General features: G+C 36.2%; 21 protein-coding genes and 1 tRNA gene. 8 read left to right on the forward strand and 14 right to left on the reverse strand.

The window, feature by feature from the left end; translation table 11 throughout:
* Positions 1–75: 75 nt before the first annotated feature.
* The 4 genes from U8519_RS03480 to U8519_RS03495 form a co-directional block, all read right to left on the reverse strand.
* The gene (locus tag U8519_RS03480) at positions 76–225 is read right to left on the reverse strand and encodes a DUF5945 family protein (protein WP_334328928.1); all 150 of its coding nucleotides are present in this window, start codon (positions 223–225) and stop codon (positions 76–78) included.
* Positions 226–395: 170 nt separating this feature from the next.
* Positions 396–2,168: an oleate hydratase gene (locus U8519_RS03485; protein ID WP_334328929.1), complete on the reverse strand. Its 1,773-nt coding sequence runs from the start codon at positions 2,166–2,168 to the stop codon at positions 396–398.
* Between the two features lie 239 nt (positions 2,169–2,407).
* A complete protein-coding gene (locus U8519_RS03490; RefSeq protein ID WP_334328930.1) occupies positions 2,408–3,232 on the reverse strand; it encodes an aldo/keto reductase in 825 nt (274 codons plus the stop codon).
* Between the two features lie 185 nt (positions 3,233–3,417).
* The gene (locus tag U8519_RS03495; RefSeq protein ID WP_334328931.1) at positions 3,418–4,536 is read right to left on the reverse strand and encodes a serine hydrolase domain-containing protein; all 1,119 of its coding nucleotides are present in this window, start codon (positions 4,534–4,536) and stop codon (positions 3,418–3,420) included.
* A gap of 183 nt (positions 4,537–4,719) precedes the next feature.
* Between U8519_RS03495 and U8519_RS03500 the strand changes: the two genes are divergently transcribed.
* The 4 genes from U8519_RS03500 to glyA all read left to right on the forward strand — a co-directional run bounded on the left by U8519_RS03500 (position 4,720) and on the right by glyA (position 8,394).
* Positions 4,720–5,268, forward strand: coding sequence for a LemA family protein (locus U8519_RS03500; protein WP_334328932.1), 549 nt, complete (start codon positions 4,720–4,722; stop codon positions 5,266–5,268).
* An 11-nt stretch (positions 5,269–5,279) separates the two neighbouring features.
* The gene (gene htpX / locus U8519_RS03505) at positions 5,280–6,197 is read left to right on the forward strand and encodes a zinc metalloprotease HtpX (RefSeq protein WP_334328933.1); all 918 of its coding nucleotides are present in this window, start codon (positions 5,280–5,282) and stop codon (positions 6,195–6,197) included.
* A gap of 144 nt (positions 6,198–6,341) precedes the next feature.
* Positions 6,342–7,151: a DNA/RNA non-specific endonuclease gene (locus U8519_RS03510; protein WP_334328934.1), complete on the forward strand. Its 810-nt coding sequence runs from the start codon at positions 6,342–6,344 to the stop codon at positions 7,149–7,151.
* Positions 7,152–7,164: 13 nt separating this feature from the next.
* Positions 7,165–8,394 (forward strand): serine hydroxymethyltransferase, encoded by a 1,230-nt coding sequence (gene glyA, locus U8519_RS03515; RefSeq protein WP_334328935.1) that lies wholly within the window; start codon positions 7,165–7,167, stop codon positions 8,392–8,394.
* A 55-nt stretch (positions 8,395–8,449) separates the two neighbouring features.
* On the opposite strand, the gene yjeM is transcribed toward glyA, so the two are convergent.
* Genes yjeM through U8519_RS03530 form a run of 3 tightly spaced genes read right to left on the reverse strand, consistent with a single transcriptional unit; the run spans position 8,450 to position 11,796 of the window.
* A complete protein-coding gene (yjeM, locus tag U8519_RS03520) occupies positions 8,450–9,988 on the reverse strand; it encodes a glutamate/gamma-aminobutyrate family transporter YjeM (RefSeq protein ID WP_334328936.1) in 1,539 nt (512 codons plus the stop codon).
* A gap of 39 nt (positions 9,989–10,027) precedes the next feature.
* Entirely contained in the window at positions 10,028–11,458 is a 1,431-nt protein-coding gene (locus U8519_RS03525) for a C69 family dipeptidase (RefSeq protein WP_334328937.1), read from the reverse strand.
* 11 nt (positions 11,459–11,469) lie between these two features.
* On the reverse strand, positions 11,470–11,796 hold the full coding sequence (locus tag U8519_RS03530; protein WP_334328938.1) for a heavy metal-binding domain-containing protein: 327 nt from the start codon (positions 11,794–11,796) through the stop codon (positions 11,470–11,472).
* 154 nt (positions 11,797–11,950) lie between these two features.
* On the opposite strand from U8519_RS03530, the gene U8519_RS03535 reads away from it, so the two are divergent.
* Both U8519_RS03535 and U8519_RS03540 read left to right on the forward strand, forming a co-directional pair.
* Positions 11,951–12,022: transfer RNA gene (locus U8519_RS03535), tRNA-Gln, on the forward strand.
* Positions 12,023–12,267: 245 nt separating this feature from the next.
* Entirely contained in the window at positions 12,268–12,981 is a 714-nt protein-coding gene (locus U8519_RS03540; RefSeq protein WP_334328939.1) for an alpha/beta hydrolase, read from the forward strand.
* 36 nt (positions 12,982–13,017) lie between these two features.
* Here U8519_RS03540 and U8519_RS03545 read toward each other — a convergent pair whose 3' ends face one another.
* The 4 genes from U8519_RS03545 to U8519_RS03560 all read right to left on the reverse strand — a co-directional run bounded on the left by U8519_RS03545 (position 13,018) and on the right by U8519_RS03560 (position 19,117).
* Positions 13,018–13,953 carry an NADP-dependent oxidoreductase gene (locus U8519_RS03545; protein ID WP_334328940.1) on the reverse strand — a complete coding sequence of 312 codons (936 nt, stop codon included), beginning with the start codon at positions 13,951–13,953 and terminating at the stop codon, positions 13,018–13,020.
* A gap of 14 nt (positions 13,954–13,967) precedes the next feature.
* Positions 13,968–15,458 carry an MFS transporter gene (locus U8519_RS03550; RefSeq protein WP_334328941.1) on the reverse strand — a complete coding sequence of 497 codons (1,491 nt, stop codon included), beginning with the start codon at positions 15,456–15,458 and terminating at the stop codon, positions 13,968–13,970.
* A gap of 301 nt (positions 15,459–15,759) precedes the next feature.
* A complete protein-coding gene (gene ppk1 / locus U8519_RS03555) occupies positions 15,760–17,751 on the reverse strand; it encodes a polyphosphate kinase 1 (RefSeq protein WP_334328942.1) in 1,992 nt (663 codons plus the stop codon).
* Positions 17,741–19,117: a DUF2252 domain-containing protein gene (locus U8519_RS03560; protein ID WP_334328943.1), complete on the reverse strand. Its 1,377-nt coding sequence runs from the start codon at positions 19,115–19,117 to the stop codon at positions 17,741–17,743. The genes ppk1 and U8519_RS03560 overlap by 11 nt, the downstream gene beginning before the upstream one ends.
* Before the next feature lie 252 nt (positions 19,118–19,369).
* Here U8519_RS03560 and U8519_RS03565 point away from each other — a divergent pair, with 252 nt between their 5' ends.
* On the forward strand, positions 19,370–19,801 hold the full coding sequence (locus U8519_RS03565; RefSeq protein ID WP_334328944.1) for a pyridoxamine 5'-phosphate oxidase: 432 nt from the start codon (positions 19,370–19,372) through the stop codon (positions 19,799–19,801).
* Between the two features lie 24 nt (positions 19,802–19,825).
* Entirely contained in the window at positions 19,826–21,151 is a 1,326-nt protein-coding gene (locus tag U8519_RS03570; protein ID WP_334328945.1) for a replication-associated recombination protein A, read from the forward strand.
* A 35-nt stretch (positions 21,152–21,186) separates the two neighbouring features.
* Here the strand turns inward: U8519_RS03570 and U8519_RS03575 are convergent, their stop codons facing one another.
* The 3 genes from U8519_RS03575 to U8519_RS03585 all read right to left on the reverse strand — a co-directional run bounded on the left by U8519_RS03575 (position 21,187) and on the right by U8519_RS03585 (position 24,133).
* Positions 21,187–21,966 (reverse strand): hypothetical protein, encoded by a 780-nt coding sequence (locus U8519_RS03575; RefSeq protein ID WP_334328946.1) that lies wholly within the window; start codon positions 21,964–21,966, stop codon positions 21,187–21,189.
* Between the two features lie 94 nt (positions 21,967–22,060).
* Positions 22,061–23,200 carry a glycosyltransferase family 1 protein gene (locus U8519_RS03580; RefSeq protein WP_334328947.1) on the reverse strand — a complete coding sequence of 380 codons (1,140 nt, stop codon included), beginning with the start codon at positions 23,198–23,200 and terminating at the stop codon, positions 22,061–22,063.
* Positions 23,201–23,299: 99 nt separating this feature from the next.
* Positions 23,300–24,133, reverse strand: coding sequence for an alpha/beta hydrolase (locus U8519_RS03585; protein WP_334328948.1), 834 nt, complete (start codon positions 24,131–24,133; stop codon positions 23,300–23,302).
* Between the last annotated feature and the right edge of the window lie 377 nt (positions 24,134–24,510).

A 24,510-nucleotide genomic window follows, 5' to 3' on the forward strand; every position in this document is an offset into this window, starting at 1 on the left:
TCAAAAAATCATCGTGATTTAAGTGTAACAAAAAAGTGGTGATCCTCAAATTGAGAATCACCACTTACGCACTCACTATGCGCTCTTTTTAATTAATTTATTAACGGCCTCTTCGATCGATTTACCGCATGCAGAAACGTTTTTATTATTTTTCTCTACGACGGTAAACAGATGTTTCTTTTTGTCCATTGAAACAGTATATTTTTTCATATTGTTTACCTCCACGTTCGAATTTTTAGTTTTTCATTTTACTAGCTTTATCAAGAATGTCAAGTGCATATCACATTCTGATACTCGTATTCTACAATCTTGCGGAATTTTTGATTAGTAATCTGCCTGAATAATACAAAAAAGCAACCTCAAATGAGATTGCTTTTGCTTTAACATGACTTATATTAGAGAAGTTTTGCTTCTTTCATCAACTCTTCAATATAAGTACCATGAATCTTCTCAAGAACTTGTTTCTCTACCATACGTTCCTTAAATGGAAGTTTGATATCTTTCAAGCCCTTTTGATCATTCAAGTAATATGCGGCCTTCATCAATACACGTGTGTCAAAGGCTGAAGCGAATACTTCAGGAACACCACGATCTACATCTAACAATGTGTAGACAGCCTCCATAGCTGTACGTACTGAATACTCAGTTGTAAAGACTGTGTCACGTTCTGTTTCAGAGAAGTTACCGATAAATGCTAAGTTCTTGGAACCTTCTGGAACTACTAATGGACGGTCTCCAACTTTTCTAGGCATGAAGTACGAAGTGATATATGGCATATGTGCTGGAATAGTACTTGCATGGTTTTCAGCAATATCCTTGATCTTATCAGTTGGAACACCGATATGATATAGCCACTCTTCACATAATTCTTCACCACTGCATTCAGTGATCTTCTTGTTTACAAAGTTTCCTGGTTTATCTGAGAATAATCCGTATACCCAAACAACTAATTCATTAGGTTTTTGAGCCTTGAAATGTGGTTGACGGCTAATTGAATAACCGTATAGCCAGTTAGAATCTTTAATACTTACTGGACCACTAGTTACGATTGAACCACTGTGTGGATCTTTCTTACTGATTTTTTCAATGTAAGGAACTGCTTCATCATCTGTCAAAGTGATTGTTCCAGAGATTACCCAATTAGCATCAGGAATATTCTTACAGAATTTATCTGGATTACCAAATGCAGGATCTTGTTTTGCCAAGTTCTCCCATAGTTTCCAGCTGTCACCCAATTCATGTTCTGTTGGAGCTGGATGTGTTTGATCACCATAAGTTGTACTTTCAGTGATTGAACCGTTAGTTACAAAGACCAAGTCGTTCTCAGTCAAATCAACTGAAGTATCATTACCGTCAGTCGTCTTAACTAACTTCTTAGCAACCTTTTCATTATTTGAAGTATCTACTTCGACATTTTCAACGTGAGTATTGTATTCGAAGTGAACACCTTTGTCTTTGAGAAATTTAACAATAGGCAAAATCAATGATTCGTATTGATTATACTTAGTAAATCTCAATGATGATAGATTTGGTAATGAATCAATGTGATGAACGAATCTCATCAAGTAACGTCTCATCTCCATGGCACTTGCCCATGGTTCAAAGGCAAACATCGTTGACCAATACAGCCAGAAATTTGACTTGAAGAATTCATCTGTAAATACTTCGTCAATTCTCTTATCGTCTAGGTCTTTTTCTGGTGTTAATACCAAGTGCAATAATTCTTCAACTGCCTTTGGTGTCAAGGTCAATTTGTCAGGTGTATCAATGTCCTTACCTTGATTTTGAATAGCTCTACCCTTTGAATAACTTGGATCTTTTTTATTCAACCAATAGAATTCATCAAGAATTGATACATCTGGGTTCTCTAATGTTGGAATCGATCTGAACAGATCCCAAAGTGTTTCGAAATGAGGTTCCATCTCTCTACCACCACGGATAATATAGCCCTTTTGCTCGTTCCAAATTCCGTCCATACTTCCACCAGGAAGTCCTAATTCTTCCAGGACATGAATTTTATCACCTTTCATTTGGCCATCACGAACAAGGAATGTTGCGGCAGCCAAACCAGCTAATCCAGAACCAACAATGTATGCTGACTTATCGTCAACGCCTTCTGGCTTCATTGGATGTGCAAATGCTTCATAATTACCGTTACTTCTATACATAAGAACCACCTCTTGAATTATGATTAACACGTACTGCAAGTGTTTACATCTACAATATAGTTCCATTACCTTAAAACTACAATAAAAATATATGAATATTTTGATTCTATTTTTGAATAATTATTTATGACATTTTGAAATATTATTTTATACAAAATAAATCCCGTATTTACAGTGTAAATACGGGATTTATCAAATTGTTGTCAAAAAAATAATTCTAATTACTACAATAATTTCAATTAAAATTCTTCATATTCTGCTGGGTCCTGATCCTTCACTCTGCCGTCAGCCTTAGTCAATCCATTGATTCTTTGCATATCTTCATCAGATATATTGAAATCAAAAATATCGATATTATCCATCTGTCTACCTGGATTAGCAGATTTAGGAATTGGCAGGGTATCAAGTTGATGTTCCCATCTTAGAATCAATTGACCAACTGATTTGTTATACTTTTTAGCTAATTCGATCAAGTTAGGATCTTTTAGTACAGAACTGGCACGTCCAAGCGGACTCCAGTCCATTGTGACGATCCCGTGTTGAGAATCATATTTACGCATATCTTTTTGATTGAAGTATGGATGTAATTCAATTTGATTGATAGCTGGAACAACACCAGTTTCTTTTTCCAAACGATCCAAGTATTCTGGCAAGAAATTGCAGACACCGATTGACTTGACCAAGCCGAACTTCTGAGCATCGATCAACGCATTCCAGGCTTCAACGTACATGTCACGCTTAGGATTAGGCCAGTGCAATAAATAAACATCGAAGTAATCCAAATGTGTTCGATATAACGATTCTTGGATTCTTTCAATCGCGTCATCATAGTGATAATAACGACCAGGCAATTTAGACGTTACAGTAAGCTCAGTCCGTGGAATCGATGTACTTTCGATAGCACGACCGACAGCACCTTCATTCTCATAATTATAGGCCGTATCGATCATACGATAGCCATTATTAATTGCTGAAACGATGCTCTGAGAACCTTTGTTACCATTTAACTTGTATGTTCCGAAACCAATTTCCGGAATCATTTGACCATCATTTAATTTATACATGAATAAAATCCTCCTCATGATTAAGTTACACCAAATTAAAAAATTGTACAAAAAAAGACCTTCCATCAATCCGTGACAGAAAGTCTTGGAAGTCATCTTACAGTAAAACTTTGGAATGTGTAAGATGACCCTTAAGCAGGTAGGCTACCTGCTCAATCAATGATACACGTTTTGCATGCAAATAGCTAATTATTATTTACCATACTGTATATTTGTGAAGCAGTCGGCTTAATATCAGCCGCTAATCTTTGATAGTTTTCCAAGACAATGACTGAATTCTTACCATTGTCAGAAATATGAATCACCGTTTGGAAGCCATAGCCCCAACCATTGGCAAATTTATTATCGTTGCCGTTGTAGAATCCACCACCATACAGGCTGCTAGTACCAGCCTTGAACAATTCTTTTTTGGATTCTTTTGTTAGCATTTTCCCAGCTACAATATAATGCTCGGCTTTATAAAGATCCATTGCGCTCATATAAACTTGCCCAGTTCCCAATTCATCATAAGTATAATAACGATTGGTTCTAAAGAAGTTGTGATAATTGGCCTTCGGTGACAACGGATCAACATTACTGTATCCCGCTGCTTTGTCTACTTGTGGAGATTCATCATATGCAAAGATCGTATTCTTTAAATCTAATTTATCGATATATGTCCTCGTAAAAAGATAACGATATGACTTACCAGTGACCTTCTCCAATACTCCACTTAATAGGTTGTAATTGATCGGCGAATAAAACCATCTATTGTAATAAAGTCTAGAAAAATGTAATTTCTTAATATCATTATTCAATATATGATCATCTGACATCACTGAAGCTGGACCGATCTGATTGGCCATTATCAAACCTGACTTCATATCCAACATTTGACGAAGCGTGATCTTCTTACTTCCGGGAACTGATGGATAGAACTTTGACAACTTATCGCTTAACTTGAGTTTACCCTTTTGAACTTGTTTCATCAGAAGAGCAGCGGTTAAGGATTTTTGAACTGAGTCGATTTCATAAGCAGTATGCTCAGTATTCATCTGCTTCTTACCAAAGTTAGAATATCCTCGACTAGTCTCGTAAAGTACCCTGCCATCTTTAATAACTAAAATAGTTCCTGAAAAATCTTTTTGAGTTAATAAACTATCGACTCTGCTTGCAAACTCGTCTTGATCTATATTCTGGCTAGTATCAGTCGATTCATTCGCACTAGTTGTATCATCCGCATTACTGGATATCGTTGGTAACGTTGGAACTAATATGACAACACTAATAATTGAGATCAACCATACCTTTACTTTATTTTTCATAGTTGCACCTCTCGAAAAACCACTTCATAATTATATTTCTTTTATCGAACAAATTATAAATTATTTTAAATCATTCAAATAGTAATTGCGTCTAAATATCCAATACGTCAATAAGTTTGAAATATATGCTGTCATATGTAGTTATGTTAGAATTGGGTTAATTAAAAACTAAAGGAGAAATTTATGACCACAATAATTATTGTCGTTATTATAGTTTTACTTGTTATTGCTTATGCATCGATGTACAACGGTCTTGTTAAATACCGTAATCGTGCTCGTGAATTCAGTTCACAGATCGATGTTCAATTAAAACGTCGTACAGATCTTATTCCTAACTTGGTTGAAACAGTCAAGGGATACGCTACTCATGAAAAGGAAACTCTATCCAAAGTAGTTGAACTTAGAAATAGTGTTGCCAACGCTGATTCACTTCAAGAGAAGGTCGACGCTGATAATCAACTTACTGGTGTCTTGAGACAAGTATTTGCCCTAGCTGAAAATTATCCTGATTTAAAGGCTAATCAAGAATTCGGTAAGTTAATGGAAGAACTATCCAACACTGAAAATAAAGTTGCCTATGCACGTCAAGCCTACAATAGCCAAGTACAAGCTTATGACACTGCACTAGAAACATTTCCACGTAATATTGTTGCAAAAATTCATGGATTTAAGGAAATGGACTTCTTGCAAATTCCTGAAGCAGAAAAAGAAGCCCCTAAAGTTAAATTCTAGGGAGTTAAATTATGATCTACCAGCAAATTGATAGAAATAAACGTAAAACATATTTGATTTTTACAATTTTCTTCATTATTCTCGCTGGTATTGGAAGCTTCATTGGCGATTTCTTTATGGACAACATTTGGGGTGGTATTATTATTGCTCTGGTTGTTGCCCTAGTTTATACGTTAATAACTTACTTTCAATCTACCAGCATCGTCATGCAGATGAATGGTGCTAAAAAATTAAAGTCCGCAGAAGAAGCACCCGATCTTTGGCACATTGTCGAAGATCTCTCTATGGTTGCGGGTATTCCTCTACCTGAGATTTATATCATTAACGATGATAGTCCCAATGCCTTTGCGACTGGACGAGATCCACAACACGCTGCAGTCGCTGTAACTAGCGGTTTGTACAAGATGATGAACCGTGAAGAGCTAGAAGGAGTTCTTGCTCATGAGATTTCACATGTTAAGAATTATGACATTCGAGTCTCTACTATTTCACTAGCTCTCTCTTCAGCCATCATCTTTCTCAGTTATTTGATCGGCAATGCCTATCGATTCGTATTACCTTTTGATAGGGACGACCGTGACTCTAATAATGGCGGCTGGTTAGCCGTTAGAGCTGCGTTATGGCTTATCGGTATCGTCTTCATGATCTTAGGCCCATTCATCGCTAGCCTCGTACAATTAGCTATTTCTCGTAACCGTGAGTACCTAGCTGATGTTTCTGGAGCAGAATTAACTCGGAATCCTCAAGGTTTGATCAATGCGCTTGAAAAACTCAAAGCCAGTACCAAACCGATGAAAAAAGTTGACGATGCTAGTTCGGCATTATATATTGACGATCCTAATAAAAAGAAAAAACATTTTTCAGGCCTCTTCGATACTCATCCCCCATTGGATGACCGTATTGCGGCATTGAAGAAAACTTTCATGTAAGATTCAATCAACAATGATTGAATCTTTTTTATTTCATTATCGAATTACTAATTTACCGGCGTTCTAACTAAGAAATACGATTGTTCTATGATAAAATGACAATTGAAGATTTTTTTATAGATCTTTGAGTTGAGGGGAAATTTTATGTATATGTTATTACTGATCCTGTTAGGGGTCATAGTTCTATTTACCACATTTATGACCAAACCAAAGAAACGAACTCATCATCGCTTAGTTTCATTAGGACTGTTGCTGGTCGTTGTTGGTGGTTCTGGAGTCTACGAGAGTTATCAAGGTAACTCACCGAATTCGGGAGATAATCCTAGGCAAGAAGAAAAGGTCACGACCAACTCATCTACCAATTTGGCAAACTTAAACTACCAAAATCAACAAGAGATAGAGGTCAACGATAATAAGCCTACATTCACCAAGTCGGATTTGAGTATCGCCAATGGTGCTTGGCAAAGTTTCGCTAACTTAGATAATCTAAACCGTGCGATCCAGGCTGACGCCCTATTGAGCAAGAGTTTGATGCCAACTGCTAAACGTGAACCTTTATACGTGAATCCAACAGGATGGCACAATAAGAAGTTAAAAAGTGGTTGGTTGTACAATCGTTCTCACTTGATTGGATATCAATTATCTGGTCAAAATAATAATCCGAAGAATCTAATGACCGGTACAAGGTCACTTAATTCTCCGGAAATGTTAAAACATGAGAACGATATTGCCTATTACTTGAAACAAAATCCAAACAATTTCATCCGATATCGTGTTAAACCGATTTATCGTGGTAATGAATTAGTTGCTAGAGGTGTTCAGATGATGGCTGAATCACTTGATAGTCAAGGAAATGCTGATGGACAAGTTTCTTTCAATGTTTATATCTTCAACATTGAACAAGGAGTAACAATTAATTATTCCGACGGTACTAGTGTGGTTAATAATAATTAAGGAGATGTTTTGAATGCAATATAGTTCAGGTGATAAGGAAATTTTTGATTTAATCGGTAAAGAAGAAGATCGTCAAAACCGTAATATCGAATTGATTGCTTCTGAAAATATCGTTTCTGACAACGTGAGAAAAGCTCAAGGTTCTGTCTTGACAAACAAATACGCTGAAGGTTACCCAGGCCGTCGTTACTATGGTGGCTGTGAGTATATCGACCAAATCGAAACATTAGCAATTGACCGAGCTAAAAAACTATTTAACGCTGAATATGTCAATGTTCAACCTCATTCAGGTTCTCAAGCTAATGCTGCAGCCTATCAAGCTGTTTTGAAACCTGGTGATTCAGTTCTAGGAATGGATCTTAATGCTGGTGGTCACTTAACACACGGCTCCAAGGTCAACTTCTCAGGTAAGATGTATCAATTCCATTCATACGGTGTTAACGACGAAGGATTCATCGATTACGATAACGTCCAAAAAATTGCTGAAGAAGTTAAACCTAAGTTGATAGTTGCTGGTGCTTCCGCATACAGTCGTATCATTGACTTCAACAAGTTTAGAGAAATCGCTGACTCAGTTGGCGCCTTATTAATGGTTGATATGGCACATATCGCTGGTCTAGTTGCGGTTGGCCTACACCCTACTCCAGTTGGTGTCGCTGATATTGTTACAACAACTACACACAAGACCCTTAGAGGACCTCGTGGTGGTATGATTCTTGCCAAGAAAGAACTAGGCAAGAAGATCAATTCAGCTGTCTTCCCTGGAACACAAGGTGGACCACTGGAACACGTTATCGCTGCTAAGGCTGTGGCCTTTGGGGAAGATCTACAACCTCAATTCAAAGATTACATGGAACAAGTCGTTAAAAATGCTGCTGCAATGGCAAAAGTTATTAATGACTCAGAAGATCTATCAGTTCTAACTGGTGGTACTGATAACCACTTGCTAAATGTAGTTCTTACTGAAACAGAATTGAATGGTATGGAAGTGCAAGACTTGCTTGATAGTATCCACATCACATCAAATAAGGAAGCCATTCCTAACGACCCATTGCCACCTAAGTACACTTCAGGACTTCGCTTAGGTACACCTGCAATTACATCTCGTGGATTTGATGAAGATGACTGTGCCGAGGTTGCACAGATCATTGTTGAAGCTATCAAGTATCATGACGATGCCGATAAGCTTAAGGAATTAGATGCACGTACTAAAGCACTTACTGATAAGCATCCAGTTAAATAATGAGACAATAAAAAAAGGACAAAACTCAAATTGAGTTTTGTCCTTAATTTTTATCCTAATTTAATTTAGCATCTGAATCACTTGCTTCTGCTTGCTTGATCTTTTCTTTACGTTCATATCTATCAAACATCAACAATGCTATTACACCGAAGACAACTGGTCCAATAATAGTCCAGAAGGCATCCATGTATGCATGCTCAATGATTGGTTGTACCAACGTGAAGATAACTGCAAGTGCAAGAACAACGAATACTACAATTGAAACTGTCCACATGGCTTTCTTATTCTTAAAGAAAACATAGGGTTTTTCAATTTTATCATTAATGTTGAAGAATGGATATGCTCCAACTAAGAATAGATATGGAATTGTTGTAGAAACGTTAGCCATCAATGTTAGAACATTGTATAGTTGTTTAGCATTTCTACCACCAAAGGCAATAAGAATAATCATGATACCAACAACAGCAGCTTGAATCCACATTGCATTAGCTGGCATACCATGTTTGTTCAATTTAGTAACCTTTTCAGGCCAGAAATCTTTTGGTGTACCTAAGATAAATGACTTCAATGGTGAGTATGCTAGAACGAAGAATGCTCCCATGTACAAGACAAACATATCAAAACCGGTAAATCTAGCAAGCCATTGACCTGTAGTAATTGCAGCCGCATGACTCCAACCAATACTTGTAGCAAATTGGTAACCTAAGTTACTCATCATGACATATGTAATATTACCCAAATTAACGTTTGACTTACCAAGGATTTGATTCCAGTTAGTACTAATACCCCACATAAGAATTGTTAGTGAGTATGTAATAGCAATAACAACAGCTGAAATCAAAATACCACGTGGGAAATCACGTTTAGGGTTCTTCATACTATCAGTAACGGCACCCATTGATTCCATACCACCATATGCGAAGATAGCATAAACGATGAATGAAACCATACCAATTGGTGAAGCGAATGCAGGGTTAGCAGAATGAATAAATGTATCCATACCTGTAATAGGTTCTGCTGTGTGGAATCCTGTTGTGAATAATAAGATCAAACTCAAAATGAAGAAGATACCATTTAGAGCGATTGTCATGATTCCACCAAAGTTAGAAACTTTAGAGATCTTATCCATTCCCATGCTGGAGAATGCTGTGACAAAGATGATCCATAGTAGTCCTAAAATACCAATAACTTGTGTTCCACTTAGTCCAAGCATACCCCATGATTGAGTTGTATCATGACCTGCAAAGGCTGTTGCTAATGGAATCCAAACTTTTGTCGAAGTAGAAACTAGCCAAACTTCCCAAGAAGCTAACCAAATAAATGTACCAGTGAAGGCAATCTTTGGTCCCACGGCTCCTTCGATCCAAGAATAGATACCACCTTTTGCTTCGTTAAAGGCAGATCCATATTCAGCCATCATAAATCCTGCGGGTAGGAAGAAGAATACGGCCGCAAATACGTACCAAATAATACTTGCTAATCCCATCTGTTCATAAGCAACAGTTGTGTTAGCGAATCCGAAAATCGCCGAGAAAATCATCATTATTAAACCAAATAATGTAATAGTCTTCTTGGTCGAATTACCATCATCCATTTTTATAATCCCCTTATTATTATTTCAAAGTTCAAATATTTATAAATTCATATCTGTCTTAAAGTTCAGAGGCGAAAAATTAGTCGAGTCCGTAATTAACTGTGCAATTAATTCTTTGTAAGCATCAAGTGACGTCTTAGCCATCTTAAATGACGCTTCAGTTAAAAATTCAGGTAATTCCTCAGAGTCTTTGCTCAAGGCTTTCATATCAAAGTCACGTAACATGTTACGAAGAGTGATATTAATATCTTTTTGTTTAGCTTGGTAATCCTTGCCAAGCTCCTTGTAATGACCATCTAACAAGACACCAGCTAACTTGTATGTCCAATAAGCTGACTTGCTATCATATGGCAATTCACCGATCTTGTATTCTTCAGGAGTATCTGTGATACCCATGTAGAATGGAACATAGATACTTTGTGAAGCCACACCCATAGCGATCCATTGGACACAAGCAACTTCTGGATCCATATCCGGTCTAATCTGTAGGACATGTGACTCTTGAGTCTTTGCCAAACTGATTGGACGATAACGTTTATTGTTGGCGCCGTTATTTAATGGATCGAATTCAGTCTTTTGGTAATGTGATGCTAGATAATCTTGTGCATCATCGACGCTTAATAGCCGATTTGCCTTTTTGATGAAGGATAGTTCTTCACTTTCAGGGCTTTCATCAGTTTTACCTGAAAATTGTTGTTGACCCCACCATACACGTGGTGTGCTATAGATCTCATCCGATAGATCATGAGTTCCAAAAATATTTCTAAAATTGAAACCTTTAGGATCTGGATTCAAACTATTATCGTTAACAAATTCTTGTAGATCACTTCTAAACATGAAGTTATCTGCATCGTTAAAGTCAACTTCTTGAATTGCTAATTGATTGGCAACAACGGCATAGCTGTCGTCGGGAATTCGTTGTGCAACCCAATAGTGACCTGAACCACTTTCAAAATACCAAACCTCATTTTTATCAGAGAAAAGAACACCATTTGTTTCGCAAGTTCCGTATTCTTCGATTATCTTACCTAATCTCAAAACACCTTCACGTGCTGTTTTTACATATGGTAGAACTACGGTGATCATTGCTTCTTCACCGATACCGTTCTCTTCTAGTGGGTCAACTCCTAAGACACGTTGGTTAGAATAAGCACTTTCTGTCGCACTCATCCCTACACCATATTCGTTGAATCCATCTTCCTCAAATAAGCCTTCTTTGAAAGTCCATTCAGGAGTAGCTGAATATTTAAAGCGAGTTTTAGGTAGATCCATTGAAAAATCATTGGCTTGAGAAACAAACTTCTGATCATCGTCGAATTCCTTATGTTCATGAATCACAAAATGCTTAGGCCATGAAGCCTGTGAATCCTCGTTTCTTCCGATAATAGTTGAGCCATCTATTGTGGCCTTCTTACCTATCAAAATGCTTGTACAAGCTGAAAGAGAACTTTTGTTATATTCTAATGACATTTACTCTCACCTTACTTAAATTTTACTGCAGTACCGTAAGCAGCGACTGTTTCCATGTCGGCACTAATTGAATCCGAATCGAATCTCATCATTACCACGGCATCAGCTCCCATTCCTAATGCGTTATGTCTTAAACGCTCGATAGCTATATCACGAGCTTCAGACAATAACTCAGTGTATGCCTTAATTTCACCGCCAACGATGTTCTTAAGGCCAGCACCGATATTCTTGACTACGTTCTTCGATTGAGTTGTTAATCCAAACACCTCACCGATAATCTCATATTCTTTACCTGGAATATGTTCAGTTGTAGTTACTAATATCTCGCTGTTGTCCATATATTCACCTCACAAATATTTTTTATCACTCCCATAATAAAGATAACACAAGAATCATTATTAAATACCATTATTAACCAATTTTTTCACATAATTTAACTTGACTTTGGCATTGTTTTTTATTAATATTTTATTGTTAATCATTAAGCATTAATGGGCAATCGCCAAACGGTAAGGCAGCGGACTCTGAATCCGCAATTTGTAGGTTCGAACCCTACTTGCCCAATGGATAGACACAAAAATAAGAGACGTTATTAGTATTTTTACTAGTAACGCCTCTTTTATTTGATTTATCAATAAATGATATTTTTCTATTAATGATTTCAAAAATATTATACATTGAGCATATTTTACAAAATATTTTATAACAAACCACTTCTTCACAAATAATGTATTTCAATTGTTTAAAGCAAAACAAGATAATACAATATAAACATAAAGTTAGAAACTCCAAATGGGGAAATGAGCAAGATGAAAAAACTCTTTAAATTGATAATCGGTATTGCTATAACATTAATCGTACTGGTCAGTGCGGCTTTTTTGATTGCCAAACAAATCGAATATCAACCTTCTAAGGCCGCCTATGAAGCTGCCGAGAATAGTACATTCATAGACGATACATACAAGTTTCAAGGTGATGACAGTAAACCGGTGATCATCTTCTACCCCGGTGCACTGGTGGAACCACGAAGTTACAGCATCTGGGCATCTATTCTGGCAAAGAATGGCTACACTGTCTACATTGCTAAGTTCCCTCTTAATCTTGCAGTTGTCGACGCTAACGCGGCCAAGAGAGTGCAAAACAACCACTCATACATAATTGGAGGTCATTCTCTAGGAGGCACAATGGCGGCACGATACGCAGCTAAAAATAAAAAAGAGCTTCGTGGTGTATTCTTCTTAGCAAGTTATCCTGAGAAAAAAGGTAACTTGAGAAACATCAAGGAGCCAGTCCTTTCTATTACTGCTAGCAATGACGGCGTCCTCAACAAGTCAAACTACAAAAGGGCTAAAAAACTACTACCCAAATCTACCGATTACATTGAAATAAATGGTGGGAATCATGCTGGATTTGGTAGTTACGGTAAACAAAAAGGTGACAATAAAGCTGAGATCAGTAACAATGATCAACAAAAAGTCGTCGCTGATATCTTATTACACTGGCTAAACGGTCAGGTAAATTAAAAAATCGTCGAAAATTTGAATTCGACGATTTTTTTATTATTTAATCAAAGCAACTTTTCCAAATACATGATTATTGGAGTAATAATCTTGTGCATCTTTAACACCTTTTGCATTAAGTGGAAATACTTTTTGAATATTCAATTTTATTTTGCCACCATTGACCAAACCAATAACCTTTTCCAATGGATTAGCGAATTTGCCACTTAAATACATGGCATTAACATTATACTTCTGAGCTAAGTCTTCATTTGGATCTTCAACCAATGAAACTAATCGGCCACCAGGTTTCAATACTTCAAAACTATGCTTATACGTATCACGACCAACTGTATCAATTACCAAATCCAAATCAGATAACACTTTTTCAAATTGTTCAGAATGATAATCCAAAACTTTGTCAGCACCTAGTTTTTTCAAATCATCGATATTACGAGCACTGGCCGTTGTATACACGATTGCACCGGCATTTTTTGCCAATTGAATTGCCATAGACCCAACTCCACCGGCACCGCCGTGAATCAACACCTTTTCACCAGCTATTAACTTACCTAAATCAAACAAGGCATTATATGCTGGAATAGCAGTCATCGGCAAAATTGCCGCCGTTTGAATCGGCACTGATACAGGTACCTTGGCTGCTTTGCTCTGACCAAGTATGGCGTAATCAGAATAAGATCCAAATCCCTTAACACCAACCATGCCGCAAACTATATCACCAATTTCAAACTTATCGACAGCTGATCCTTTATCTACAACTTCACCAACCACATCTGTTCCCGTGATAGCTGGCATTGTCAGCGTAAAGTCATCTTTGAAAACTCCCTTACGAACCGAAATATCAAATGGCGCCACTGAACTACCAGCTACTTTGAGTAACAATTGTTTTGGTTTCAATTCGGGAATTTCAACTATCTTATCGTGAAACTCACTAGTATCTCCATAATTATCAATTACAACAGCACTTGTTTGCATACACAACATCCCTTCTAGTTATTGGCTTGTTCAGGAACGGATTGCTTGCGAAAACGAACGAGCATGCTTACAACAATGACTAACGCTATAACGATCAATAACAATCCTGTAAGCATAATATTGCGATATCCACTATACAAAATTTTTCTCATTGCTGGAACTAAATTTTGTGGCAACTGCTTAGCCTTACTAGCATCTCCTAAATGATTAAGCATCTTCATCGTGATCGTATTATGCGAATCCCTAACTCCGCGCATCAAGGCGTGATTCAAAATCACACCATAGACTGATGACATCAATGTTTGACTGAGAATTCTCAATAAGTAGGCTAATGAAGTCGCCGTAGGAATATCACGTACTTCAGCATCCGTTTGAACATTCACTTGTAAAATATTAAAGATTGTTCCGACTCCGAAGCCTTCGAAGCCTCCTGCTATTAACAATAACCAAAAAGGAGTTTGTTGTCCAAATATAAGAATAATCATAAAGGCAATTAGAATGGAAATCGTACCGACAGTAACGATCAAATATTTACTCCACTTCGTCTGCAAGAAAGCAACCGACTCTGAACCAATAATATTTGTGGCTGCACCGGGGATTTGTGTCATACCACCTAACAGTGCACTTAAACCTAAAATACCCTGGGCCCACATTGGAATGTATGTAATAAAGGCTATGAACGAACCCCAGATAATCACAAATAAAACAAAATCGATCACTAAATTCTTATTCGTCAACAAGCGACTAGGAACGATCGGATCGACTACTCTACTATCCACTCTAATCATCCAAGCAATCAACAGTGAACCGAGAATCAATAAGGCTGCTACCACGACGATCGACGAAGCACCGATCATTTGAATACCAGTCAATATGGCAACTAATCCCACTACTAACAAGGTTGCCCCTAAATAATCGACCGGCTTACCTTGTGCATCATGTTCTGAATCCTTATAAAAAATAATCAAAATTGAAACTGATAATAAAGCCACTGGAACGTTTAAGTAAAATACCCAACGCCAAGTCAGTGCATCAACGATCCAACCACCGATCAGAGGACCGATAATTGAAGCCGTACTAAAGAAGGCTGTTGCCAAACCAATCATTTGTGATCTTTTACGTAAATTGGGATATATTTCCGCAAAAACAATAAACGGAATGGTATTCATACCGCCACCACCGATTCCCATCACGGTTCTAGCGATAATAAACCATTGAATATTAGGCGCTATTCCTTGAAAGATTGCACCTAAAGAAAATAGTACTGTCGAATAAATATAGGCCTTTTTATTACCTTGATGCTCACCAAATTTACTCCACAAAGGTGTTGAAACTGCTAACCCTAGTAAGAAAGTAGCGACGATCCAACCCATATACGCCAAGCCGTGTAAATCACCAGTAATCGCTGGCAATGCAGTATTAACAATCGTTGCATCCATACCGGTCATAATATTGGATAGCAAAAGAGCAATTGTTACCATTGTACGTTTTTGTGATTCGTTCAAAACATTCTCCTCCAATAAACATAAAAATACTTATATCTTTAATTAAACAGCTAATTATCAGAAAAAGTAAGTATTCGAAACATCGTTTTTCAGAAAAATAAAAAAGATTATCATTTTATTTGACAATCTTTTTAAAGTTAAATTTTATTATCATCATGTAAGAAAACTAAATAGTTATTGATATAACGCCATCTATGAAAATTATAATGAATTCACGATGACCATAAAACTACAAATATTAGATTATACATATCGTCTTACATTAAGTAACTATTCTTTCATTAAATTCACAACTACAAATTTAAACGTATTTTCTCCATTTAATTCTTCTCAACCAAGTTTGTTGGGCTGAGAAATTAAATAATTTCTTACCCTTAAAATACTCGCCGTCCTTATTTAAATAATAAGAATTAGCAGAATCCCTTGAGTACATTTGGATAATCTTACTCATTTGTTTTTTAGGCTTCGATTCAACGATCGGCACTGCAATCTCAACCCGGCGATCCAGATTTCTCGTCATGAGGTCGGCTGAAGAGATCCATATTTCACTGTTACCACTACCGTATGTAAATCTATAAATACGGCTGTGCTCTAATAATTCACCAACGATACTCTTAACGATGATATCTTCCTTTTCACCGCAAATCCCCAATTTAAGTGAACAAGGGCCTCTAACAATCAGTCTGAATGGCAAACCTAATCTGGCTGCACGATAAATACCATTGATAATATCAACGTCAGTTAAACCATTGACCTTCATAAACACTTCAGCCTTACCATCACGTAAATAATCTTGAGTGGCTTTCTTTATCTTTCTCAAAATCATACGCTTAAGATCATTCGGCGATGTTACAACCAGCTCAAAGCCAGTATTACCCTTACCTTCAAGTTCTTCGAAGAATTTCACCGCATCGTTAACGTAACGTTGATTATGCGTATAGAAGCTAATATCTGAGAAAACATTGGCAGTAATGGCATTGTAATTACCAGTTCCGATTTGAACGTATCCTTTAGATTCACCTTGACGGATCAAGCAAATCTTAGCATGAACTTTATTGAGACGATCACCGTAATGTACCGTACATCCAGCCTGCTTCAATTCTTCAGCCACATCAAGATTATGGGCCTCATCAAATCTAGCACGCAATTCGACAACTACCTTAACTTCAATTCCCTTAGCAGCTGCTTTCTTCAACAACTCTACAACTTTAGATTGTTTTTCGGTCCGATAAATCGTCATTTGAATACTAGTCGTCTTAGGATCATCTACTGCTGTTTTCAAGAATTGCAAAAACACCCCAAATGAATCATACGGATACTGAACCAAAAGCGATTTTTTATTCAAGTATTCAAAGATATTTTGTGTTGGTTTCCAATCCAAGCCCTTAAATGAAGGAAAGATCAGGTTAGTTTGTTTCTTGTATCGTTTAAATAGTTTATCCAAGAATTTCAAATCCAATGGTCCGGGAATTGCATAAACACTCTTCTTACTCAAACCAAACAATCCGGCAAAGAAACTCCTACCTTTATGCTCAGGACTATAAAATTCCACACGCGTAATCTTTCTTGGAACACGATTATTAACATAGTCGGTCATCTTTGCCAAATATTCTTCATCACCCATATTGGCATCCAAGAAATCGTATTTTTTGTTCTTATCATACGTGACACGGTAGACATATGCCTGCTCGATATCCAATCCTGATGTAATCTTATCAAGATTAGCGTAAATCAAATCTCCTAACAAAATAAACGTGTTGGGAATACCCGTCTCGACTATTCTATTCAAATCCGTGGGTACAGGTATCGTATAAGTCTTATTCTTGCCATATAATAAGAAATTCAGATTACTCAAAGTCTTTTCATTCGGATCAAATTCGTGGATCTGTAACTTGTCAGCAATCTCCCGCTTGAAGAAATCATTAACATGATTCTTTTCTGAAAATTCCAAGTCATCATACCTCAGAATTTCAAAAATACCCTTCTCTTTTAATTCTTCCAATACCAGCGCAAGTGCTTGATATTGTTTAGAAATATTTCGTGAATTGAATTCGTAAATAATACTCAACAATTCCATCCCATTGAGACCGGTACGCTTATCAACACGCTTCTTAGCAATCATCGTTTGTACATTGTGCAATCTTACACCAAAGAATTCGTCCAGGTTATTAGATGCAATTGACAAAAATCTCAATTTTTCTAACGACGGCACGTTCTTGTTATAAGCTTGATCAATAACCCGATTGTCGAACAGCAACCAGCTCAAATCCCTATTATAATATTTATTTTCCATTAGCTAGTTCCTCTTTAAATGAATCATAGTCGTACATTACTTGCTTCGTGTAACTATTGACAAAATTCATCAATGAATTATCTAAATCCTTAAATTCCTCACCAAATCCAATAATCAACGGATAATTAGGAGAATGAGAATGTGCTCTGGCTAGCAAAATGGTACAAACTGTTACGTAGTCTTCGAACGATTCATAATCCAATTTATCCAAATTTATAGAAGTTTTCATATCCTTAAATTGACGCATATAGAAACTATATTTCTTTGTGTCAAAGGCCCCCAGAAACGGATCTGATGCACTTTGCAAAATTAATTGACTATCTACAATATTTTGACCTTGACTGGTCTTTTTGTCAGTATACAATTCGTCATTATTATAAATTGGTAAAGCTTGCTTTGCTTGAAGAACTAAATAGTTTTTATCCAAATCTTGCAATAAGATCAAATAGCATAGAGTTCCAACACTTCCTACACCTACACTGTGGCGTACAACATCAATAATGTCAAAATCTTCCAAGAATAATCTAACATCACTGCGCTGGTGTTTCTTGTACTTTTTATAGCCATCCACTAAAGTATCAAAATCCTCTTTACTAATATGTTGCGTAACGGGCTTGTTTTCGATAAATCTACGTTCCCCGAGATCGTTGATCTCCGTATATTTTTCGATAACAAGTTTAGAATTACTTTTTTGAGCTTTTTTGATACTTTTAGTAATCATCTTTTCGAAAGATTGTTGAAAATACTCTTCATTATCTTTTAATTCACCGAATATTTCGGTTATATTTTGAAGTGTATTTGGCAAAATAAATCTTTTCATCTCAGAAATCTTGGTCATATGCTTCAGAGTATCAAAATACGTATGAATGACTGCTAGTAAAAACTCCTGGATATCCGTCTCGTCAAATTCATGTCCTCTAGCGACTAATAGAGCACTAACTAGGAAACGCTTGAGATCATATTCCCAATAACTCAAATGAGCTTCATCGAAGTCGTTCATATCAAAGAGTAATTGACCTTCCGAAGAGCCATAAAAACCAAAGTTACCTAAATGAGCATCGCCGCCAATTATGACCTTGATCCCACTATCTGGATGACTGGCTAAGTCGTAATGCATGACATCCGCAGTACCACGGAAATAAGCAAATAAGGACTTAGACATGCGTTCACGCTTAACATCGATCAACTCTGGAACTAATAGTTTATTTTTTATATTTAAAATCTTATGAATATTTCTTTTTACCGGTTCAAATTTATTAAAATCATCAGGAACCATCGTGGCAAAGTATCGACCCTTAATAATTAATTGTTCGGTACTTTTGAATGCATCAGTATCCTGAAAGGTATATGGTGTAGGATTTGTCATCGTTTCATCTCCTTAGAAGTAATTATACAATAGCTGGTACAAATAATTATCAGTAATTGCATGCTTAGTTCAAGGATCATACAATTTTTTTCTTAAGGTTCTCTTTAATTTTCTCATTATAATCAAATTACGTGATAAAACAAAAAATTGACGTCGAAATATCGACTTTTTTAAGTACTCATCAGAACGAATGCACGTTCGTATATGTTATAATTAATGGATTAGGACACATCAACAAAGGAGCGTACAAAGATGAGTATATCTCTACTAAAAGAAGTCATTAAAACAACTAATAAGATGGCATTGAGTTTGTCAGTCGACAACATGGCCAATGTCAAAATCGTTAATTTTGTTTGGTTCGAAGATCAACCTGACACACTATTTTTCTCATCAGTTAAAGGTGCAGCTGGAACCGCCGAATATGACAAAGCCCAAAGTGCAGCCTTTATCAGTATTCCCAATAGTGACATGATCGGTAATCCATACATCCGCTCTCAAAATATTTCTATTCAACATTCAGACAAGACAATGAAGGAATTACTACCTAAGTACTTAGAAACCGTCCCTAACTATCAAAAGGTTTGGGATCTGATCGGTCCAAAACTTCAAGTATTCGAATTAAAATTGGATGACGTTTATATTGATCCCGGCTTAGATCGAGAAAAAGTAACTTTAAGTTTTTAGATTTATAGATTGAAGGAGGCACTAATGAAACAAGAATCACTATTTGCGGCCGCAAATGAACAAAACACCCCTCTTGCCAATCGAATCAGACCAAACTCTCTCGACGAATTTGTTGGACAACAACAGCTTATTGGAAAAGGCAAAATATTACGTGAAATAATCGATGAAGACAAATTGTCTTCAATCATCCTTTGGGGACCACCAGGGGTCGGTAAGACCACACTGGCACATATCATTGCTGAAAAAACAAAGTCCAACTTTATTACATTCAGTGCGGTAACTAGTGGCATCAAAGAAATAAGAAAGATAATGGAAGAAGCGGAGATGAACCGCGAGATTGGTCAACGAACTATCGTCTTCATTGATGAAATCCACCGCTTCAACAAAGCCCAACAAGATGCTTTTTTACCATTCGTCGAAAAAGGCAGCATTATTTTGATCGGAGCTACGACCGAGAATCCTTCATTTGAGATCAATTCAGCTCTACTTTCAAGATGTAAAGTGTTTATTCTCAAATCTCTAACCAAAGATGATATTATCCAATTGTTGAATAATGCTTTAAAAAATAAAAATGCCTTTCCTAATTTAACAATCAACATAACTAACGAATGCCTAGAAATCATTGCGGAATTTGCGAATGGTGATGCACGTGCTGCGTTAAATACTTTGGAAATGGCCGTACTCAACGGTGACAAAGATAATAACAAAGTTACGATCAACACTAAAACTCTTAGTGAAACTATTAATACCAAGTCACTGCGTTACGACAAAAAAGGTGAAGAGCATTACAACATTATCTCTGCCCTTCATAAGTCAATGCGTAATAGTGATGTTGATTCTGCTATATATTGGTTACATAGAATGATGGATGGTGGTGAAGATCCGCTCTATATCGCACGCAGACTCGTTAGATTTGCTAGTGAAGATATTGGTCTAGCAGATACAAGGGCTTTGTCATTGACCATTGATGTCTTTCAAGCATGCCAATTCATTGGAATGCCTGAATGTAACGTTCATTTGACAGAAGCAGTGATTTATTTATCACTTGCGCCAAAATCTAATGCTGTTTATGTTGCCCATCAGAACGTCGAAAAAGACATCAAAGAATTTGGCAACTTACCCGTCCCACTTCAAATAAGAAATGCTCCAACTAGCTTGATGAAAGATTTGGACTACGGTAAAAATTACGAATACGCCCACAATTCTAAAGACAAAATCACAACTATGAAGACTAATCCTCCTGAAATAGAAGGACATGAGTACTATGAACCCACTGAACAAGGAAACGAAAAACGTTTCAAACAAAGGTTTGAATATATCAAAGAATGGCATAAACGCCACGACAAATAAACGACTCAACCAAAATTGGCTGAGTCGTTTTTTTTCTAAAAAACATCAAATATTCCTAATATCTTAATAAATAACATTGCTAAAATCATACTAAATATAGCATGGACCATGAACAAAACTGAAAAACTAGTGAATTGTAATAAGTAGTTGTCTAAAGTATCCATCTTACCTAAAATAATAAAAATATTACCAACTACAAACTGAACAATCACCCAAGGTATGATTCCCTTATTTACAGTTTGAAAATCTGCATCACTCAAATCATAGCCCGTACTAGCAATCATAATAGTCAAAATCAAATAAAGTAGGATCATCGACCACGTTCCATTGGAAAAAGAAGTCTTCAAATTATTCAAAACTAATTCCGTGATTCCACTGATAGTGATCGTAGAATCAGATCCTATACTAGTAAAGTTTATTTGAGCATTTAATAAGTACTTCTGTAAAAAGTATAAAACCATTGAACACATATAATACGGCGCTATACCAATGAAAAAGTTCCCTAAGCGCTGATAAATATTACGCTCATTCCACGAATGACTAACTGATCCTAATTCACCAGAACTCTTATAGTGAAAGTTCAATAACTGTACTTTGGTAACTCGGTGACCAAATATAAAGGCAAAAATTGCATGACCTAATTCATGGATGACAACACCCAACCCACCAACAACTAGCTGACTGTTATTACCTAAGTTATTGACCAACATCCCTTTAGCAACATGTCCGATCCAAGACACTACCCGAGCTGTAACATAAGGAACCACCGTAAAAGTAATAATAATTTCTAAAATCCACTTCAAATAGCTTTCCAAAAAAATTCTCCTTCACGCGGTAGATTTTAATCAATTATATCATTACCAAAAAAGTGCGACATTTACATTAAATCAAACGTCACACTTTCTTAAACTATATGTTTTCGATTATTTTAACAAAATCACGTAATGTATGATCCCATTGAATTGTTTGAAGATACTTCTGAGCATTATCAATAGTGCTCTTCAAATAATCAACATCATCTTTGACACCAATGAATAAATTAGAAAGATTATATTCATCAAAATTGACATTCAGACAAGTATTCTTAGGCATGAAGTACTTACCTGTACCCTCTTTGAAATCAATAAATGGCAGTCCTGTACTCATCATTTCAAACGGAACTAACGAGAAATTCGTCATCGATGGAGCAATTCCGAAATCACATCTATCGTAAAGATCTCGCATTTGTTGTTTATTTAGTTTTCCTAAATTATCACCGTTAATAAATTTTTTGTCTTTATCAGAACCGAAGTAATGAATATTGAGCTTGATGCCATCTTTTTTTAATAGTTCTTGCGTATTCATCAATGTCAACTGAATATTGATCGGTGCACGACGTGAGCTGTCCCACTTCGTATAAACCGCCAATTCATAAGTATTTGAATTAGCGTAACGCTTCAAAGATCTGTGCTTGTAAGGATAATGTTCCAAATCAACTGGAAATGTAATTTTATCTATTTCTCCGACATTATCACAATTCTTCTCGATCATATCAGCACACCATGGGCCTAGAGAAATCATGTGTAACCCTAACTCGTATGACTTCTTAGCTAATTGATACCGATCTCCGAATGGATAAAAATATGGCTCAAAATCTTGTACAAAATACATTTTATATCCTGATTTATTCTTAATTACATACGCTGATTCCCACAATGTGGCCAACCAAATATCAGATTTATGTGAATCCAACTTATCCATTGTCAAGCAAGTACCTTGATAATTCTCATAATTAGACCGGGCATTGGCTTCCATGTCTTTCTTTGATTGAGGAACATAACTCAAATAATAAACTTTATATCCTTCACGACTCAGCAAGGTTCCCAAATGCAGCATGGTAGTTTGACCACCATCATATTGAATGATACCTGTTGTAACGAATGTTATTGAATTATAAACGTCCTTCTTTTCTTGAACAACAGGTTTGTTATTGAAATATTGCAAAATAGTATCGTAGTCGTGAATATCACCTTGACTAACATCCTTTAATTCAGTTTTCTTATTCTCCAAATAACCACCCTTCCTCAAATTTGTAACACTTATATTATAGAATAGATAAGGTAAAGGTGCGTAAATAAGCACTCGAGGATGTACAGTGCTAATTTAGAATTACTTTGACCACAAAAATTGGCCCATGATTCGATCTACTTTGGGATTCTCATGTAACATGCTGTGTTCTCCCATGTAACCAGTAATCTTAACTTGTCGATAACTCTTGTATCTTCCACGTAAAACATATTTGATAGAACGTGCTGAAACTGTAGAAACTCGACCATCAGTGTTAGTTCCGTTTTCCAAATTCCCATAGAAATTAAGAATATCAACTTGCTTATTCGGATATTTTTTACGTAATCTCAATACATGATCATAATCAAATGTCATATACGCTGGGCGTCCGCTTTTGGTGAACCAATTGGAATTAGGTTTATCTTTGATCCCAGCAATCCCATCATAATGGCCGGCAATATCGACTTGTTTTTTTAATTGAGGTAAATTTTTATTTTTCCCGTAATTTAACATATAGTACAACAGAGTCATATTGCCCATTGAATGCGCAACTGCATTGAACTTAGTAACTCCGTAATCTTGCTTTAGTTCCAACATTATTTCATGAAGCCAACTACTTGTTACATTAAAGTTAGTATTCATATTATCCTTAAAGACAACTTGGACCGTTGGACGATAGGTATTTTTGTCCATAGTTCCATAAAAATGAGCTTCACCACGTCTATCAACTACCACCAACAATGCCCTTGTTGCATGTGAATGTGTTTGAGCATAACTGATCATATCATCAGTTGATCGAGCACCAGCTCCATGACCGTGTATGTAGACCGTTGGAATGTAGTCTGAACTTGCTGCACTTACAGTTGTAGGTTTTAAAACAACGAATAACAGTACAAACAATACTAGGGCGAATATTAATTTTATTTTATTTTTCATTCGATTAGCTCTCATTCATTTGCGATATTTAAATATTAATATCATTTATATAAATTTTCTAAAATTATGACCTAATAATAATAGACGTCTCGTCTCTTACCTAAAATAATATGTAAGGATAAATCATGAAAAAAATTATAGCACTATTAATAGTCATTATTGCCGGGGCATTTTACCAACCGGCTCAAATCGTTCATAAAAGTCGCTAGATAAGGAAACCTAGTACTTAAGAGATAAGGAAACCTAGTACTTAAGTGCTAGGAGGAATTATCGTCTTGAGCGACCACCTTTCTTAATATTTATTACGTTAGCCTTTTTGATTAATTAGGAGCTTATTTAAGAGCTTATTTTTATCGTAAATGGTATGCTTAACCTAT

The organism is Companilactobacillus sp. HBUAS59699 (assembly GCF_036913575.1).
Classification (GTDB): Bacteria; Bacillota; Bacilli; order Lactobacillales; family Lactobacillaceae; genus Companilactobacillus.

Bases quoted from the DNA above. Each gene is read 5' to 3' on its own strand.
- U8519_RS03485 (WP_334328929.1), bottom strand. From the start codon at position 2,168: ATGTATAGAAGTAACGGTAATTATGAAGCATTTGCACATCCAATGAAG.
- U8519_RS03490 (WP_334328930.1), bottom strand. From the start codon at position 3,232: ATGTATAAATTAAATGATGGTCAAATGATTCCGGAAATTGGTTTCGGA.
- U8519_RS03495 (WP_334328931.1), bottom strand. From the start codon at position 4,536: ATGAAAAATAAAGTAAAGGTATGGTTGATCTCAATTATTAGTGTTGTC.
- U8519_RS03500 (WP_334328932.1), top strand. From the start codon at position 4,720: ATGACCACAATAATTATTGTCGTTATTATAGTTTTACTTGTTATTGCT.
- htpX (WP_334328933.1), top strand. From the start codon at position 5,280: ATGATCTACCAGCAAATTGATAGAAATAAACGTAAAACATATTTGATT.
- U8519_RS03510 (WP_334328934.1), top strand. From the start codon at position 6,342: ATGTATATGTTATTACTGATCCTGTTAGGGGTCATAGTTCTATTTACC.
- glyA (WP_334328935.1), top strand. From the start codon at position 7,165: ATGCAATATAGTTCAGGTGATAAGGAAATTTTTGATTTAATCGGTAAA.
- yjeM (WP_334328936.1), bottom strand. From the start codon at position 9,988: ATGGATGATGGTAATTCGACCAAGAAGACTATTACATTATTTGGTTTA.
- U8519_RS03525 (WP_334328937.1), bottom strand. From the start codon at position 11,458: ATGTCATTAGAATATAACAAAAGTTCTCTTTCAGCTTGTACAAGCATT.
- U8519_RS03530 (WP_334328938.1), bottom strand. From the start codon at position 11,796: ATGGACAACAGCGAGATATTAGTAACTACAACTGAACATATTCCAGGT.
- U8519_RS03540 (WP_334328939.1), top strand. From the start codon at position 12,268: ATGAAAAAACTCTTTAAATTGATAATCGGTATTGCTATAACATTAATC.
- U8519_RS03545 (WP_334328940.1), bottom strand. From the start codon at position 13,953: ATGCAAACAAGTGCTGTTGTAATTGATAATTATGGAGATACTAGTGAG.
- ppk1 (WP_334328942.1), bottom strand. From the start codon at position 17,751: ATGGAAAATAAATATTATAATAGGGATTTGAGCTGGTTGCTGTTCGAC.
- U8519_RS03560 (WP_334328943.1), bottom strand. From the start codon at position 19,117: ATGACAAATCCTACACCATATACCTTTCAGGATACTGATGCATTCAAA.
- U8519_RS03565 (WP_334328944.1), top strand. From the start codon at position 19,370: ATGAGTATATCTCTACTAAAAGAAGTCATTAAAACAACTAATAAGATG.
- U8519_RS03570 (WP_334328945.1), top strand. From the start codon at position 19,826: ATGAAACAAGAATCACTATTTGCGGCCGCAAATGAACAAAACACCCCT.
- U8519_RS03585 (WP_334328948.1), bottom strand. From the start codon at position 24,133: ATGAAAAATAAAATAAAATTAATATTCGCCCTAGTATTGTTTGTACTG.